We start from the raw sequence: 13,612 nt of genomic DNA, 5'->3' as shown, positions 1-13,612 counted from the left end.
GGTGCGGGCGCTGTGGACGGCGGACGCCGCCGGGCGGTCGTGTCCGGGGACGGTGGCAGCATCGTCGTCATGCCTGCCGAGACGCTCGACCGCACCACCTTGCGCGCAGAGGCGGAGGACGTCCTGCGCCGCCTCGTCGGCGCCCCCGACGCGGCCCTGCGCGAGGACCAGTGGACGGCGATCGAGGCCCTGGTCGCCGACCGCCGCCGCGCCCTGGTGGTGCAGCGGACCGGCTGGGGCAAGTCGGCGGTGTACTTCGTCGCCACGGCGCTGCTGCGGGCGCGCGGCGCGGGACCGACGGTGATCGTGTCCCCGCTGCTGGCGCTGATGCGCAACCAGGTCGCGGCGGCCGAGCGGGCCGGGGTGCGGGCGGTGACGGTGAACTCGACGAACTCCGAGGACTGGGCGCAGGTCTACGACGAGGTCCGCGCCGGTGCCGTCGACGTGCTGCTCGTCTCCCCGGAGCGGCTGAACAACCCGGCCTTCCGCGACGAGGTGCTGCCGAAGCTGGCCGCGACGACCGGTCTGCTCGTGGTCGACGAGGCGCACTGCGTCTCGGACTGGGGCCACGACTTCCGGCCGGACTACCGGCGCATCCGCACGCTGCTGGCGGACCTGCCCGACGGCATCCCGGTGCTGGCGACGACCGCGACGGCCAACGCGCGCGTGACGGCCGACGTGGCGGAGCAGCTGTCGGTGACGGGCACCCGGACGCTGGAGGACGTCCTGGTGCTGCGCGGGTCCCTGGACCGGGAGTCGCTGCGGCTGGCGGTCGTGCGGGTCCCCTCGCACGCGCACCGGCTGGCGTGGCTCGTGGAGCACCTGCCGGAGCTGCCGGGGTCGGGGATCGTGTACGTCCTGACGGTCTCGGCGGCCGCCGACGTCGCCGCGCACCTGCGCGCGCACGGCATCGAGGCGGTCCCCTACACGGGGCAGACGGAGGCCGCGGAGCGGTTGCAGGCCGAGGACGACCTGGTGAACGACCGCCTCAAGGTGCTCGTCGCGACGAGCGCGCTGGGCATGGGTTTCGACAAGCCGGACCTGGGTTTCGTGGTGCACCTGGGCGCGCCGAGCTCCCCGATCGCCTACTACCAGCAGGTCGGCCGCGCCGGGCGCGGCATCGACGACGCGCGGGTGGTGCTGCTGCCGGGGGCCGAGGACCGCGACATCTGGCGCTACTTCGCCTCGATCGGCTTCCCCGCCGAGGAGGACGTCCGGCTGGCCCTGAGCGTGCTGGCCGACGCCGGCGAGCCGTTGTCGACGCAGGCGCTGGAGACGCGGGTCACGTTGCGCCGCAACCGGCTCGAGATGATGCTGAAGGTCCTGGACGTGGACGGCGCGGTGCGCCGGGTGCGGGGTGGCTGGCAGGCCACGGGCCAGGAGTGGGCCTACGACGCCGAGCGGTACGCGCGGGTCGCCCGGACCCGGGACGCCGAGCAGCAGGCCATGGTCGACTACGTCGCCACGACGGGCTGCCGCCTGGAGTTCCTGCGCCGCGCCCTGGACGACGCCGACGCCGCGCCGTGCGGGCGCTGCGACAACTGCGGCGGTTTCGACGTGCCGCGCGACGTGGACGAGGCGGCGGTCACGCGGGCCGGTGCGGACCTGGACCGGCCCGGGGTGCCGCTGGAGCCGAAGAAGATGTGGCCGACGGGGGTGAAGTCGCTCGGGGTGCCGGTGTCCGGGCGGATCGCGCCGGCGGAGCAGCCGGGGGTGGGCCGGGCCGTCGCCCGCGTCACCGACCTGGGCTGGGGCACCGCGGTCCGGGAGCTGTTCGCGGCGGGCGCGCCCGACGGCCCGACCCCGGTGCCGTTGCGGCACGCGGCGGCCGCGGTCCTGGACGACTGGGCGCGCGGGCTGGGCCTGGACGGGATCGTCGCGATGTGCTCGGCGTCGCGGCCGCAGCTGGTGGCCCACCTCGCGGACGGCCTGGCCCGGTACACGGGGCTGCCGCTGGTGACGACGTTCCGGTTGCTGGACGACTCCCCGACCCGCGCCGACGTGAACTCCGCGCACCGCCTGGCGCAGGTCGCGGGGCGCTTCGAGCTGCCCGACCCGGACCTGGTGCGGGACCGGAAGCTGCTGCTGGTGGACGACCGCACGCGCAGCGGCTGGACGCTGGCGGTGGCCGCCCGGCAGTTGCGCCGCGCGGGGGCCGACGAGGTGTTCCCGTTCGTCCTGGCCGACGGGGAGTGACCGTCCGACCACCCGCTGCGGCTGGGTGAGCGTTCAACGAGCAGGGTCCCGGGGGCGCTCCTACCGTGCAGGGACTGAGACGACGGAGGAGACCCATGACCGCGATCACGGCCCACCACGGGCTGTTCAAGGACACCGACCTGCACGTCGACGACACCGGCGGCCCCGGCCGTCCCGTCGTCCTCATCCACGGCTGGCCGCTGTCGGGTGAGTCCTGGTCCGAGCAGGTCCCCGCCCTGGCGGCCGCCGGCTACCGGGTCGTCACCTACGACCGGCGCGGGTTCGGCCGCAGCGACAAGACCCGCAGCGGCTACGACTACGACACCCTCACCGAGGACCTGCACACCCTCCTGGAGGCCCTCGACCTCACCGACGTCACCCTCGTCGGGTTCTCCATGGGCGGCGGCGAGGTCGCCCGCTACTTCACCAAGTACGGTCACGAGCGCCTGCGCAGCGTCGTCTTCGCCGCCGCGGTCCCGCCGTTCATGGCCCAGGGGGACGACAACCCCGACGGCCCGCTGACCCAGGAACTGGCCGACCAGATGGAATCGAGCCTGAAGGCCGACGAGGACACCTTCTACGACGGGTTCGTCACCGACTTCTTCTCCGTCGACGGCGTCCTGAAGGTCACCGAGGCCCAGCGCCAGGACGCCCTCGCCCTGACGAAGCAGGCCGACAAGAAGGCCGCGCTCAAGGCCATGGAGTCCTTCGGCACCACCGACTTCCGCGAGGACCTCACCGAGGTCGACGTCCCGACCCTGGTCATCCACGGCGACGGCGACGGCACCGTGCCGTTCGAGGGGTCCGGGGCGCGCACGCACGCCGCGATCCCCGGCAGCCGGCTCCACGTCGTCGCCGGCGGCCCGCACGGCATCAACGTCAGCCACGCGGAGGAGTTCAACCGGGTGCTGCTGGAGTTCCTCGCCGTGTGAGGTGCACAGGGCCCGCACCGGGGGGCCCCGCCCCCGGCCGGCTCCTCCCGGCTGCGCATCCGGCCGAGGTCGGCGCGCAGCTGGCGGGGGGTGCGGGCCGTCGGGGCGCGGCGTCGTGGGCCTCCTGCAGCCCGCCGCGCCCCTCAGGCCGCGGGCAGGGCGGGTGAGAAGCGCGGCGGTGCGGGGGTGCCGTGCGCGACGTCGACGAGCGTGCGCCCCACGGCCGGGGCGAACTTGAACCCGTGCCCGGAGAACCCGGCCCCGACGGCCCACGCGCCGCTGCGGGCGAGGACGAAGTCGGTGTCGTCGGTCGAGGTGTAGGTGCAGCTGACGGGGACGCACGAGTCCGGGTCGACCCCGGGCAGCCACTCCCGCGCGTACCGCTGCAGCGCCGCCAACTGCGCCGGTTCGGGCTGGAAGCTGCGCGCGTCGGGGTCGGTCACCGGGCCGGTCCCGTGCCAGCCGGCCTTGACGCCCTCCCCGGGGGTCAGCATCCCGTAGACGGGGCTGTACCAGTCGGCGTCGGCCGGTGCGCCGGGGTCGGGGGCGTGGTTGAAGCTGGGCCACTCGAACGTCCCGGGGCGGACGGCGAAGTGGGCCGGCTGCTCCTGGGTGACCACGAGCCGGGGCAGCGCGACCCGCGGGGACAGCAGCTCCCGCGTCCACGCCCCGACGGTGACCACGCCGCGCGGGGCGCGGAACTCCCCGGCGTCGGTGACCACGAGGGCCGTGCCGGCGTCGGTGAGGACGTCCCGGACGGGTTTGCCGTAGCGGAACTGCGCGCCCGCCGCGGTGGCGACGGTCCGGAAGGCGGTGAGGGCGTCGGCGGCGCGGACCCGGCCGGCGTCGGGCACGAGGAGCACCTCGTCGCGGAACCGCATCCCGGCCCAGCGCTCGGCCGCCTCGTGCGGGTGCAGGAAGCGGTGCGCGATCCCCCACCTCCGCAGCGACTCCGCGGTGCGCCGCCACTGCCCGGAGGCACCGTGGTTGACGAGGCCGACGAGGTCGAGGAGCACCCGCCCGGACTGCTCCTGCAGCTCGTCCCACAGGGTGCGGGCTTCCAGGACGAGGCGGAGGTAGTCGTCCTGGGCGTAGGCGGTGTTGAAGTTGCGGGTGGCGCCGTGCGAGGCGCCGAGGGCGTGCCCGGCCTCGAACCGCTCCAGCAGCAGCACGGACAGGCCGCGGCGGGTGGCCTGCCAGGCGGCGGCCGATCCCATGACCCCACCGCCCACGACGATCAGGTCGGCGTCGAACTCCACGGCGTCATGGTGCCACGCCGCCCGCGGTCAGCCGGACGCCGCGGCGGGGGCTCGCAGCGCCTCGCGCAGGACCGGGTACAGGTCGCCCCAGCAGTTCACGACGAGGCCGTCCTCGAACCGGTAGACCACCAGTTCCTGGACCTCGACGCGGCGGCCGGTGGGGGCCAGGCCGCCGAAGGGGCCGCGGTGGGTGCCCCGGCCGGTGAGCCGCACGGCGAGGGTGTCGCCGTCGACGACGAGGGTCAGCGGCTCCCACCGGTAGTCGGGGAAGGCGGTGATCACGGCGCGCACGCCCTCGACGTAGGCGGCCAGGCCGTCGACGGGTGCGGATCCGCTGACCCGTTCGGAGACGAACCGGCCCAGCTCGTCGAAGCGCCGTTCGTTGCAGCAGGCGAGATACCCCCGGTAGACGCCGAGGAGCTCCTCGCGGTTCACGCGGCGCGCTGACGGCCGGTCACTGGATGTCGCCGCCGGCGGTCGACCCGTGCCGGGCCTGCGCCGTCTCACGGGTGTACCGGCGCGGCATCACCAGGCCGAGGGTGACCATGCCCAGGCCGAGGACCAGGTGCAGCCAGTCGTCGGCGGTGTTCAGCGGCACGAAGTTGGCGGCGCTGTCGTCGGCGGTGGCGAGCCCGTAGACCCACAGCCCGAGGTAGGCGATCCCGCCGACGACGAGGTAGGCCTTGGCCGCCGTGGCCTGCCGGGCCACCAGGAGCCCGAGCGCACCGAGGGCCAGGTGCAGCAGGTTGTGCAGCACCGACACCTGGAACACGCCGAGCAGCATGGCCGTGGAGTGGTGGCCCGCGCCGGCGAGGGAGCCGTAGTCGGTCGTGACGCCGGGGACGAAACCCAGGACCCCCACGACCAGGAACGCGAGACCGACGACCTGCGCGGTCCGGGAGACCGGGGCGCGGTGGACGGACAGCTCCGACGACGTGGACGTCGAACTCTTGGTGCGCATGGAATCCCCTCGAGCACGGCCGGGGGGTTCCCGGCGTGGAGCAGGCCGCAGGTTCGACCTGTTCCCACGGTAGGACGACACCGTCCGGTGGGCACCTCGGCCGAGATCCAGGACCGGAGGTCGGGGTTTTAGGGCCAGGGGGTTCAGGGCCGGGGGTCGGAGCGGACCCAGCGGCGACCGCCGGACCGGCCGCCCGTGGCGGCCACGCAGCGCGGGCACGTCCACCGGACGCGGTCGCCCTCGCCGCCGGTCAGCGGGTCCAGGTCGGAGAACTCGACGTGGGGGAAGCGGATCAGCCCGGCCCGCTTCAGGGGCACCCCGCACAGCGTGGCGTTGTTCCCCGGGTTCCAGGCGTGCACCTCCCCGGCCGGCAACCTGCTGCCGCCGTCCTCGGGGGTCCACGCGCCGCTGGCCGCGGACTTCGCCCCTGGGCTCACCGTGCCTCACCTCCCGCCGTGCGGCCGCGCACCGGCCCCGCGGGGTCCGGTGCGCGGCGAGCCGTCAGTGGTTGTCGCCGGTCAGGGCGTCCTTGACCTTGGTCACGACGTTCTGCGCGCCCTGCAGGTGCGCTCCCGCCCCGGTGCCGGGCTTGCCGGGACCGGCGTTGCCGTCGTAGGTGACGAACTGCAGCGGGTCCGGCGCCGGCAGCGTGCCGTCGTCGTCGGTGAGCGGGCGCAGTTCCTCGGCGCGGAACGGTTCACCGTCGACGAGGCTGTTGCCGGTGGCCCACAGGCCCTCGCCGGCAGCGCTGCCGTTGGTCGACGTGTAGAACACGTGCGCGGCGTCGTGGTCCTCCCAGTCCCCGTTGGACCGCTCGATCTGGGTCTCGACGTACCCGTCGTCGATGAGCATCTGGATGCCCAGGAGCCACTGCTGCTGGTGGTAGGTGTCGCGCGCCAGGTTGAAGGCGAGCATCTCCTTGACGCCGCGGTCGTCGGTCATGTTCGCGATGCGGCTGGTCATGAGGCGGCTCTGCGCCTCGGCCGACACGTTGGACCGGAAGTCGCTGAGGAGGTTGCCGCTGGCGACGATGTAGCCGGCGTTCCAGGGGTTCCCCAGCGAGTCGGTCGGCCGGGCCCCGCCGCCGGAGACGATGGCGTGCTGCGGGTTCTGCCCCCCGAGCACGGCGGCCAGGACGGGGTTCGCCGCGGCGGCCTTCTCGGTCGCCTCACCGGGAGCGCCCTCCAGGAGACGGGCGAGCATGACGGTGAGCATCTCGACGTGCGAGATCTCCTCCGTCCCGATGTCCATGATCATGTCCTTGTACTTGCCGGGGACCCGGCAGTTCCACCCCTGGAACAGGTACTGCATCATGACGGTCATCTCACCGAACTGACCGCCCAGGATCTCCTGGAACTTGGCGGCGAACAGCGCGTCGGGCTTCTCGGGCTTGGCGGTGAACTGGAGTTCCCTGGTGTGTCGGTACACGTTCTCTCCTCCGTGCGGACGTTCCGGCGGTCGATCAGGAACGGGCTGGGTCGGTCAGGAACGGACTGGGTGGATCAGGAACGGACCCGGTCGATCAGGCCCTTGGCGATCTGGGAGGGCTTCTGCTGCTCGCCCTGCTGGACGGTCATCACCAGCAGCACGCCGGTGAGCGCCGGGATGGTCCACTGCAGCACCTTGAGGCGCTTCTGGGCCTGCGCCGCCTCCTGCGGGGTCTGCGCCGAGGGCTCGGTGGCGCCCGCGGCGGGGGTCGGGGAGTTCTTGCCCAGCTTGACGCCCTGGAGGCCGGAGTAACCGGTCACCCCCATGGCGACCAGCGTGATGACGCTCTTGATCACCGTGTTCTTGCCGGCGCCCTTCTGCGTGGCGACGCGCCCGGCGTTGCCCGCGATGAGGCCGATGCCGCCGACGGTGTGGGCGGCGAGGGCCACGGCGTTGACCGGGGCCCACTTCCCCCACCCGGCGGAAGCGATCTTCGTGCGCTCGGACGGGTCCGAGGCGGCGGCCGCGGCGCCGTTGAGGCCGACCGCGCCGAACAGGGAGCCACCGAACCAGGCCGCGAGGCCGGCGTCGTGGAGCGTGCGGATGAGAGTCTGTCGTCCAGCCATGGGTGTGGATCCTCCTGAGGAGCGGGGGACCCGCCGGGCGGGTGCGCGGAACCCACCGGGAACGGGCCCGGACGTGTCGGCGAGGTTTGCACCGAGGACCGCGAGCGCGGTCACGGCCACTGTGAACCCGGCCCGGAGCGCGCGCATCCGGAACCGGGGGTCACTCGCGGCAGAACGTCGTCCTGACCGCGTCCACGACGGCGCGGCTCTGCTCGTCGGTCAGCGCGACGGCGTCGCCGCCGAAGTAGCTGGCGGCGTCGCTGGACAGCATGGCCTCGTCGTCCCCGCGCGCCACCTGCTCGCACAGGTCGGAGGCGGCGGTGACGACGGCGTCCCGGTCGTCGCCCAGGCCCGGTGCGATCGCGTTCAACCGGGTGGCCAGTTCGGCGGTCTGCGACGCGTCCGGGCTGGAGGTGAGCGTCGCCGGCGACTCGGTGTCGGTCGCGGGCTGCCCCTGCGTGGGCCCCGGCTGCGACGTCACGGTGGACGGGGCGTCGGTGGCGGCCGGGGTGGCGCTGGGTTCGTCCTCGGAGTTGTTCGCGTTCTTCGAGCAGGACCCGAGCAGCAGGGCCAGGGTCGCCGCGGCGATCCCGAGGGTGGCGGAGGTACGGCGCATACCGGGCCCCTACCCACCGCGGGGCGGGGCAACCCTCCCGTTCCCCCGGCGTGCGGCCCGCCACCGGGGACACCACAGTGGGGCCCACCCGACCGGACGTCGAGCACCGCGCGTCCCGTCGCCCGCGACGAGGAGGACCGACGAGCCATGCACGCAGGTGGAGTGAGACGACTGGCGGAGAAGGCGGCGACCGCCGCGGGCAACGCGGTCCTGCACCGCGGGGGGACGGCGGGCCCCCGCCGCCAGACGCTGACCCTGACCCGGCCGGTGGAGAACGTCCTGCGCGCCTGCCAGGACCCCGACGTGCTGAGCACGGTGCTGCGGCCGGCCGGTGAGGTCACCCGCGACGGGGCGGGCCGGTTCGCGTGGTCCCTGGGCGGTGACGGGCAGGAGGTCCTCACCGAGGTGAGCGCCGACCCGAACCGGGTGGTGTTCCGCACCACCGGCCCCGACCCCACCGAGGTGCTCGTCGTCGAGGCGTGGCCCGAACCCCGCTGGGGCGGGTCGGAGGTGGTCGTGCAGCTGGACCTGCCCGGCGGGGGTGGGCTCGGGGAGGGCGCCGCGGCCTTCACGTTCCTGTACCGGCTGCGGGCCCTGCTGCAGACGGGCGAGGTGCCCACCCTGGGCCGCGTCCCCAGCGGCCGCCGCAGCGGGCAGGAGGAGCACTGATGCGCGCCCTGTGCTGGAACGGCGTCAACGACCTCGCGGTCCAGACCGTGCCCGACGCCACGATCGTCAACCCGCGCGACGTCGTCGTGCAGGTGACCTTGAGCAGCACGTGCGGGTCCGACCTGCACTTCATCGACGGCTACCTGCCCGGCGCCGCCCCCGGTGACGTCATCGGCCACGAGTTCACGGGCCGGGTCGTCGAGGTCGGCCCGGAGGTGTCGCGGGTCCGCGTCGGCGACCGCGTCGTCGTGCCCTCGTTCATCGCCTGCGGTTCCTGCTGGTACTGCGAGCGCGAGCTGTACTCGCTCTGCGACACCACCAACCCGCACGCCGCGGCCCAGCAGCCCGTGCTGGGGTACCCCACGGGCGGGATCTACGGGTACACGCAGCCGTTCGGCGGCTACGCCGGGTCGCACGCGGAGTTCATCCGCGTCCCGTTCGGCGACGTGAACTGCTTCACGGTGCCCGACGCGGTCGACGACACCACGGCGCTGTTCGCCTCCGACGCCCTGCCGACGGGGTTCATGGGCGCGGACCTGTGCGGCATCACCCCCGGCGACACCGTGGCCGTCTTCGGCGCCGGTGCGGTCGGCCTCATGGCGGCCGCCTCGGCGCGGTTGCTGGGCGCCGAGCGGGTCATCGTCGTCGACCGGGTGCCCGAGCGCCTGGAGATGGCGCGCACCCGCGTGGGCGCCGAGACGATCGACTACAGCGCGGTCGACAGCGTGCAGGAGCAGTTGCGCGAGAGCACGGGGGGACGGGGCCCGGACGCGGTCGTCGAGGCCGTCGGGATGGAGGCGCACGGCACCGGCGCCCAGCACGTCGTGGACCGGGCCAAGCAAGCGCTGCGGCTGGAGACCGACCGGGCCACCCCGCTGCGCGAGGCCGTCCTGGCGGTGCGCAAGGCGGGCACGGTCGTCGTCCTCGGCGTGTACGGCCTGACCGACAGCTTCCCCACCGGGGTGGTGCTCAACAAGGGCCTCACCCTGCGCGCGGCGCAGCAGCACGGGCAGCGGTACGCACCGCGCCTGCTGGAGCACCTGGCCGCCGGGGAGCTGGCGACGTCGTTCCTGGCCACGCACCCCATGCCGCTGGAGGACGCCGTGCGCGGGTACGAGCTGTTCAAGGACAAGAGCGACGGGTGCGTGCGGGCGGTCTTCGCCCCCTCCGGCACCTGAGCGGCGCACCCCGCACGCGACGAGGGCCCCGACCGGTACCGGTCGGGGCCCTCGTCGTGCCGTGGTGGCGGGTGGTCACTCGCCGATCTTGTGGTCCACCGTCTCCTGGGCCTTGTCGACCTGGTCGGCGTGGTCGCCACCGGTCTTCTGGTCGACCGCGTCGCCGGCCTTGTCGATCGCGGCGTCGCTGGCCTTCTCGCTGATGTCGCCGAAGTCGGGCATGGGGAACTCCTCCGCAACCGTGGTCCGGCCCACCGTCCGGCGAGCCGCTGACCCCGCCATCGTGTTGCCGTCCGGTACCGGTCGCCACTCGGAGCGGCCCGGTGCGACACGGGAGGGCTTGCCACCCCGCACGGCCGGGTGGTGCAGTGGGGAGGTCAGCCCGAGACCCCGGCTGTCCCGCGGTGCGCCGCGGACGGTCCAAACACCGGGCCGCACGACCCAGTCCAACAGGTGGCTCCCGTGCTCCACGACGCGATCGCGCTCCGCCCCTCCCCCGCCGGAGCTCCCCCCGGCGTGCCCCTGGCCCGCCAGGCCCCCTCCCCGTGCGTCGTGCGCGTGCGGGCTGCCGGTGCCACCGCGCTCGACCACGCGCCCGACCACGCGCCCGACGACGTGCCCGGCGACGGGCTCGGCCGGGCCGGGGACTGGCGCGTGGCCGGGGTCGAGCTGCCGCCCTCCGCGACCGGCTCCGGGGCGGCCGGGGACCTCGTCGAGGTGCTCGCCGCGCCGGACGTGCGGCTCGTCACCCTGGGCCCGCTCGACGGGGCCGGCGGGGCCACCGCGCACGACGTCCTGGTCCGGGCGCTCGCCCGCCGGCGCGCCCTGGGGACCGGGCCCTTCACCGTCCTGCACCTGGACCCGTTGCCGCGCGGGGCTGCGCGGACCCGGCAGGCCGTGCTGGAGCTGGCCCGCGCCCAGGACCCGGGCCTGGCCGCCTGGATCGCGCGGCACGGCGCGTTCCCCGGCAGCGTCCCCGACCCCGCCCCGCCGCAGGCCACCGGGGCCCGCTGGCTCGTCGAGGACGCGTTCTGCGCCGGTCACCCGCCGCCCGAGGCCCTCGGGATCACCCTGGTGCCCAGCACCGCCCCGTGGGAGGCGCTGCGGCGGCGGCTGGACCAGGGGGCCCGGTGGGCCCTGGGCGCGGTCTCGGGGAGCACCGGTGGCCCGTCCCCGGCGCAGACCCTGTCGGACCCCTGCGTGCGGGGTTTCCTGCGGGGTTTCCTCGACGAGTTCACCGGTACCGCCCCCGGTGTCCCCGACGACCACCTCGCGCGCTACCGGGCCGCGGTGGTCACCGACCTCGCGGCCGCGACCGGGCCGCTGGAGCCGCCCCCGGTCCCGCGGTTGCTGCGCGAGACCGTCCTGCCGACCCTGCGGCGCGGCCTGGACCGCGGCCACCCGGTGGGCCACCTGGCCCTGGCCGCCGCGGCCTGGCTGGCGACGTCGGCCGGCCGGTCCGGTGGTCCGGGCGACGACCTGGACGCCACCGCCCTGGTGCGCGACCACCCCGGTGGGCTGGGACCGCTGGTCGAGGACGTGCGGCTCACGCGGGTCCTGCAGGGCGCGCTGGACCGGCTCGCGGCCGGGGCTCTCGGGGAGCTGGGCCGCGCCGCCTAGCCCGCCCGAGCTCCACCGCCGGGGGTGTGACGCGGGGAACGACCGGCGACGGATCAGATCGGGCTCGCGCGGTGTTGCACGGGGTGCGAGGCGAACGCGACCGCGGTGGTGACCCGGCCGGAGCCTCGCGATCCCGACGACGACGAGTGAGGCACCCGCATGACCGCTGATCTCCACGACCTGTGGGAGATCGTCCGGGGGCGACGGGACGACCCGCGCCCCACCCCCCTGCCGGACCTGCACCGGCTGACCTTCGAGGACCTGCACGACGACGCGGTCCGCGCGGCCACGGTCGTCGCGCTGGCCGGGCTCGGCACCGACCGGCTGACGGCCCTGCTGGACCTGCGCGACGACCTGGCCAGCGGGGTCGCCGACGGGTGGGCCGACGCCTGGGCCCGCGAGGCCGTCTGACCTCCCGGTCCGGGGGTCACGCCGTGGTGGTCACGCCCCGTCCGGGGCCGCCGCGGCCGTCAGCCGCAGCACGTGCTCCAGGACGGTGCGCCGGCCGGTGGCGCCGACGGCCTCGTCGCCCTGGCTGAGGGCCCGCAGCAGCAGGGCGCCCATGAGGAACTCCGTGGCCTGCGCGGGCGTCGTCGCCGCGGTGAGCTCGCCCCGGCGGCGGGCGCGGTGGAAGGCGTCCTCGACGACGGCGGCGCACCGGTCGAGGTGGTCGCGGCGGAAGCGGCGGGTGACGGCGGGCGCGACGGCGACCTCGTCGAGGCAGCGCTGCAGCACCCGCCGCCGGGCCCCCGACAGCGCGTCCGCGATGTCGGGGACGAGGCGTTCGAGGTCGCCGCGCAGGGTGCCCGTCGCGGGGGGCTCCAGGTTGGCCGTGAGCGTGGCGAGCGCCTCGACGACGAGGTCCTCGGGGTCGGGCCAGCGGGCGTGCACGCCGCGGCGGTCGACGCCGGCGCGGGCCGCGACGGCGCGGACGCTGAACTCCGCCAGGCCCTTTTCGGCGAGCTCGTCGACGGCGGCGGTCAGGACGCGGGCGTCGATCCCCCGGTCCCGGGGGCGACCTCGCGCGGGAGCTGGCACGCACGCATACTATTCACGTACCACCCTGGTACGTGAATCCGAGCGAGAGCGAGTCCCCCGTGCCCACCCTGTACGAAGCCACCTCCACCGCCTGGGGCGGTCGCGACGGCCGCGTCACCTCCTCCGACGACCGCCTCGACCTGGACCTGTCCGTCCCCCGCGGCCTCGGTGGCGACGACGGCCCCGGCACCAACCCCGAGCAGCTGTTCGCCACCGGCTACGCGGCCTGCTTCCACAGCGCCCTCAAGGCCGTCGCCCGCGCCCGCAAGGTCGACGTCACCGACTCCGCCGTCTCGGTGACCGTCGGCGTCACCGGCAGCCTGGCCGAGGGCATCGACCTCACCGTCGCCATCGAGGCGCAGCTGCCCGGCGTCCCCGAGCAGACCGCGCACGAGCTCCTCGACGCCGCCCACCAGATGTGCCCCTACAGCCGGGCCACCCGCGGCAACGTCCAGCAGGACGTGCGCCTGGTGAGCGACGAGGACTGAGCCCCCCGCCCCCACCGGGCCGGCCCGGCCACCCCGGAACGGGTCCCGGGCCGTCCCCGGCGGGCGGTTCCCCCGGCCCGCGGGAACTCCCCGCGCGCGGTGCGCGGGTCCGGCCCACGGCACCGACCCTGCCCCTGGGAGGGCCATCCTCACGCCACCGCTCCCGTCGTACGCTCCCGGCACCACGCCGACGACGAGGAGTTCCCGGGTGAACCGACCCCGCCCCTTCGCCACCCGCCGGGCCACCGTCGTCACGACGGTCTCCTGGGCCACCCTGACGTTCGTCCCGTTGCCGTTCGGCGGGATCCCGTTGCTGCACAGCGCGTTGCTGGCCTGCGCCGTGCCCGTCGCCCTGGCGCTGGGGGCGCTCGTACCCGTCACCGCCGGCGCGCCGTCGGCGCCGCGGGGTTCGCGGTGAGGACCCGTCCCCTGCGGAACGCCCTGCGCCTGGCCCTGTCCCTGTCGGCCGCCGTGGTCTGCGGTCTCGCCGTGTGGACGCAGCGGACCTGACCGGCCGGCGCCGGGCATGAACCCGGGGGTGGTCGTGTTGAAGCCGCCGACGGAGCCGGGACCCGCAGCCAGCGGGAGCGGAACCCCGTCG

17 protein-coding genes are annotated in these 13,612 nt (G+C 75.1%); 8 read left to right on the top strand and 9 right to left on the bottom strand.

Annotation, left to right across the window (positions count from 1 at the left end; genetic code table 11):
* The first annotated feature begins 69 nt into the window (after nucleotides 1-69).
* Nucleotides 70-2,196, top strand: coding sequence for a RecQ family ATP-dependent DNA helicase (locus BJ968_RS12870; protein ID WP_179752429.1), 2,127 nt, complete (start codon nucleotides 70-72; stop codon nucleotides 2,194-2,196).
* A gap of 95 nt (nucleotides 2,197-2,291) precedes the next feature.
* Nucleotides 2,292-3,128, top strand: a complete 837-nt coding sequence (locus tag BJ968_RS12865; RefSeq protein ID WP_179752427.1) for an alpha/beta fold hydrolase — start codon at nucleotides 2,292-2,294, stop codon at nucleotides 3,126-3,128.
* 143 nt (nucleotides 3,129-3,271) lie between these two features.
* On the opposite strand, the gene BJ968_RS12860 is transcribed toward BJ968_RS12865, so the two are convergent.
* The 7 genes from BJ968_RS12860 to BJ968_RS12830 all read right to left on the bottom strand — a co-directional run bounded on the left by BJ968_RS12860 (nucleotide 3,272) and on the right by BJ968_RS12830 (nucleotide 8,018).
* The gene (locus BJ968_RS12860; protein ID WP_179752425.1) at nucleotides 3,272-4,387 is read right to left on the bottom strand and encodes an FAD-dependent oxidoreductase; all 1,116 of its coding nucleotides are present in this window, start codon (nucleotides 4,385-4,387) and stop codon (nucleotides 3,272-3,274) included.
* A gap of 27 nt (nucleotides 4,388-4,414) precedes the next feature.
* On the bottom strand, nucleotides 4,415-4,822 hold the full coding sequence (locus tag BJ968_RS12855; protein WP_179752423.1) for an ester cyclase: 408 nt from the start codon (nucleotides 4,820-4,822) through the stop codon (nucleotides 4,415-4,417).
* Nucleotides 4,823-4,841: 19 nt separating this feature from the next.
* The gene (locus tag BJ968_RS12850) at nucleotides 4,842-5,348 is read right to left on the bottom strand and encodes a DUF4383 domain-containing protein (RefSeq protein WP_179752421.1); all 507 of its coding nucleotides are present in this window, start codon (nucleotides 5,346-5,348) and stop codon (nucleotides 4,842-4,844) included.
* Between the two features lie 143 nt (nucleotides 5,349-5,491).
* Complete coding sequence (locus BJ968_RS12845; protein ID WP_179752419.1) at nucleotides 5,492-5,785, bottom strand: hypothetical protein; 294 nt, start codon at nucleotides 5,783-5,785, stop codon at nucleotides 5,492-5,494.
* A gap of 64 nt (nucleotides 5,786-5,849) precedes the next feature.
* On the bottom strand, nucleotides 5,850-6,776 hold the full coding sequence (locus tag BJ968_RS12840; RefSeq protein WP_179752417.1) for a manganese catalase: 927 nt from the start codon (nucleotides 6,774-6,776) through the stop codon (nucleotides 5,850-5,852).
* A 74-nt stretch (nucleotides 6,777-6,850) separates the two neighbouring features.
* Nucleotides 6,851-7,402, bottom strand: coding sequence for a hypothetical protein (locus tag BJ968_RS12835; protein WP_179752415.1), 552 nt, complete (start codon nucleotides 7,400-7,402; stop codon nucleotides 6,851-6,853).
* Between the two features lie 160 nt (nucleotides 7,403-7,562).
* Nucleotides 7,563-8,018, bottom strand: coding sequence for a hypothetical protein (locus BJ968_RS12830; RefSeq protein ID WP_179752413.1), 456 nt, complete (start codon nucleotides 8,016-8,018; stop codon nucleotides 7,563-7,565).
* Nucleotides 8,019-8,180: 162 nt separating this feature from the next.
* Here BJ968_RS12830 and BJ968_RS12825 point away from each other — a divergent pair, with 162 nt between their 5' ends.
* Both BJ968_RS12825 and BJ968_RS12820 read left to right on the top strand, forming a co-directional pair.
* Nucleotides 8,181-8,687, top strand: coding sequence for a hypothetical protein (locus tag BJ968_RS12825; RefSeq protein ID WP_179752411.1), 507 nt, complete (start codon nucleotides 8,181-8,183; stop codon nucleotides 8,685-8,687).
* The gene (locus BJ968_RS12820) at nucleotides 8,687-9,865 is read left to right on the top strand and encodes a zinc-dependent alcohol dehydrogenase (RefSeq protein WP_179752409.1); all 1,179 of its coding nucleotides are present in this window, start codon (nucleotides 8,687-8,689) and stop codon (nucleotides 9,863-9,865) included. Before BJ968_RS12825 ends, BJ968_RS12820 begins: the two co-directional genes overlap by 1 nt.
* A 75-nt stretch (nucleotides 9,866-9,940) precedes the next feature.
* Here BJ968_RS12820 and BJ968_RS12815 read toward each other — a convergent pair whose 3' ends face one another.
* The gene (locus BJ968_RS12815) at nucleotides 9,941-10,087 is read right to left on the bottom strand and encodes an antitoxin (RefSeq protein ID WP_179752407.1); all 147 of its coding nucleotides are present in this window, start codon (nucleotides 10,085-10,087) and stop codon (nucleotides 9,941-9,943) included.
* A 240-nt stretch (nucleotides 10,088-10,327) separates the two neighbouring features.
* Between BJ968_RS12815 and BJ968_RS12810 the strand changes: the two genes are divergently transcribed.
* Both BJ968_RS12810 and BJ968_RS12805 read left to right on the top strand, forming a co-directional pair.
* A complete protein-coding gene (locus BJ968_RS12810) occupies nucleotides 10,328-11,485 on the top strand; it encodes a hypothetical protein (RefSeq protein WP_179752404.1) in 1,158 nt (385 codons plus the stop codon).
* Nucleotides 11,486-11,644: 159 nt separating this feature from the next.
* Nucleotides 11,645-11,896, top strand: coding sequence for a hypothetical protein (locus BJ968_RS12805; RefSeq protein WP_179752402.1), 252 nt, complete (start codon nucleotides 11,645-11,647; stop codon nucleotides 11,894-11,896).
* 30 nt (nucleotides 11,897-11,926) lie between these two features.
* Here the strand turns inward: BJ968_RS12805 and BJ968_RS12800 are convergent, their stop codons facing one another.
* Nucleotides 11,927-12,523 (bottom strand): TetR/AcrR family transcriptional regulator C-terminal ligand-binding domain-containing protein, encoded by a 597-nt coding sequence (locus tag BJ968_RS12800; protein ID WP_179752400.1) that lies wholly within the window; start codon nucleotides 12,521-12,523, stop codon nucleotides 11,927-11,929.
* Nucleotides 12,524-12,582: 59 nt separating this feature from the next.
* Between BJ968_RS12800 and BJ968_RS12795 the strand changes: the two genes are divergently transcribed.
* Nucleotides 12,583-13,011 (top strand): Ohr family peroxiredoxin, encoded by a 429-nt coding sequence (locus BJ968_RS12795; protein ID WP_179752398.1) that lies wholly within the window; start codon nucleotides 12,583-12,585, stop codon nucleotides 13,009-13,011.
* A 208-nt stretch (nucleotides 13,012-13,219) separates the two neighbouring features.
* Nucleotides 13,220-13,429: a hypothetical protein gene (locus tag BJ968_RS12790; protein WP_179752396.1), complete on the top strand. Its 210-nt coding sequence runs from the start codon at nucleotides 13,220-13,222 to the stop codon at nucleotides 13,427-13,429.
* Nucleotides 13,430-13,612: the final 183 nt, after the last annotated feature.

Source organism: Kineococcus aurantiacus (assembly GCF_013409345.1).
Lineage (GTDB): Bacteria > Actinomycetota > Actinomycetes > Actinomycetales > Kineococcaceae > Kineococcus > Kineococcus aurantiacus.
This window is presented reverse-complemented; position numbering and strand designations above follow the sequence as displayed.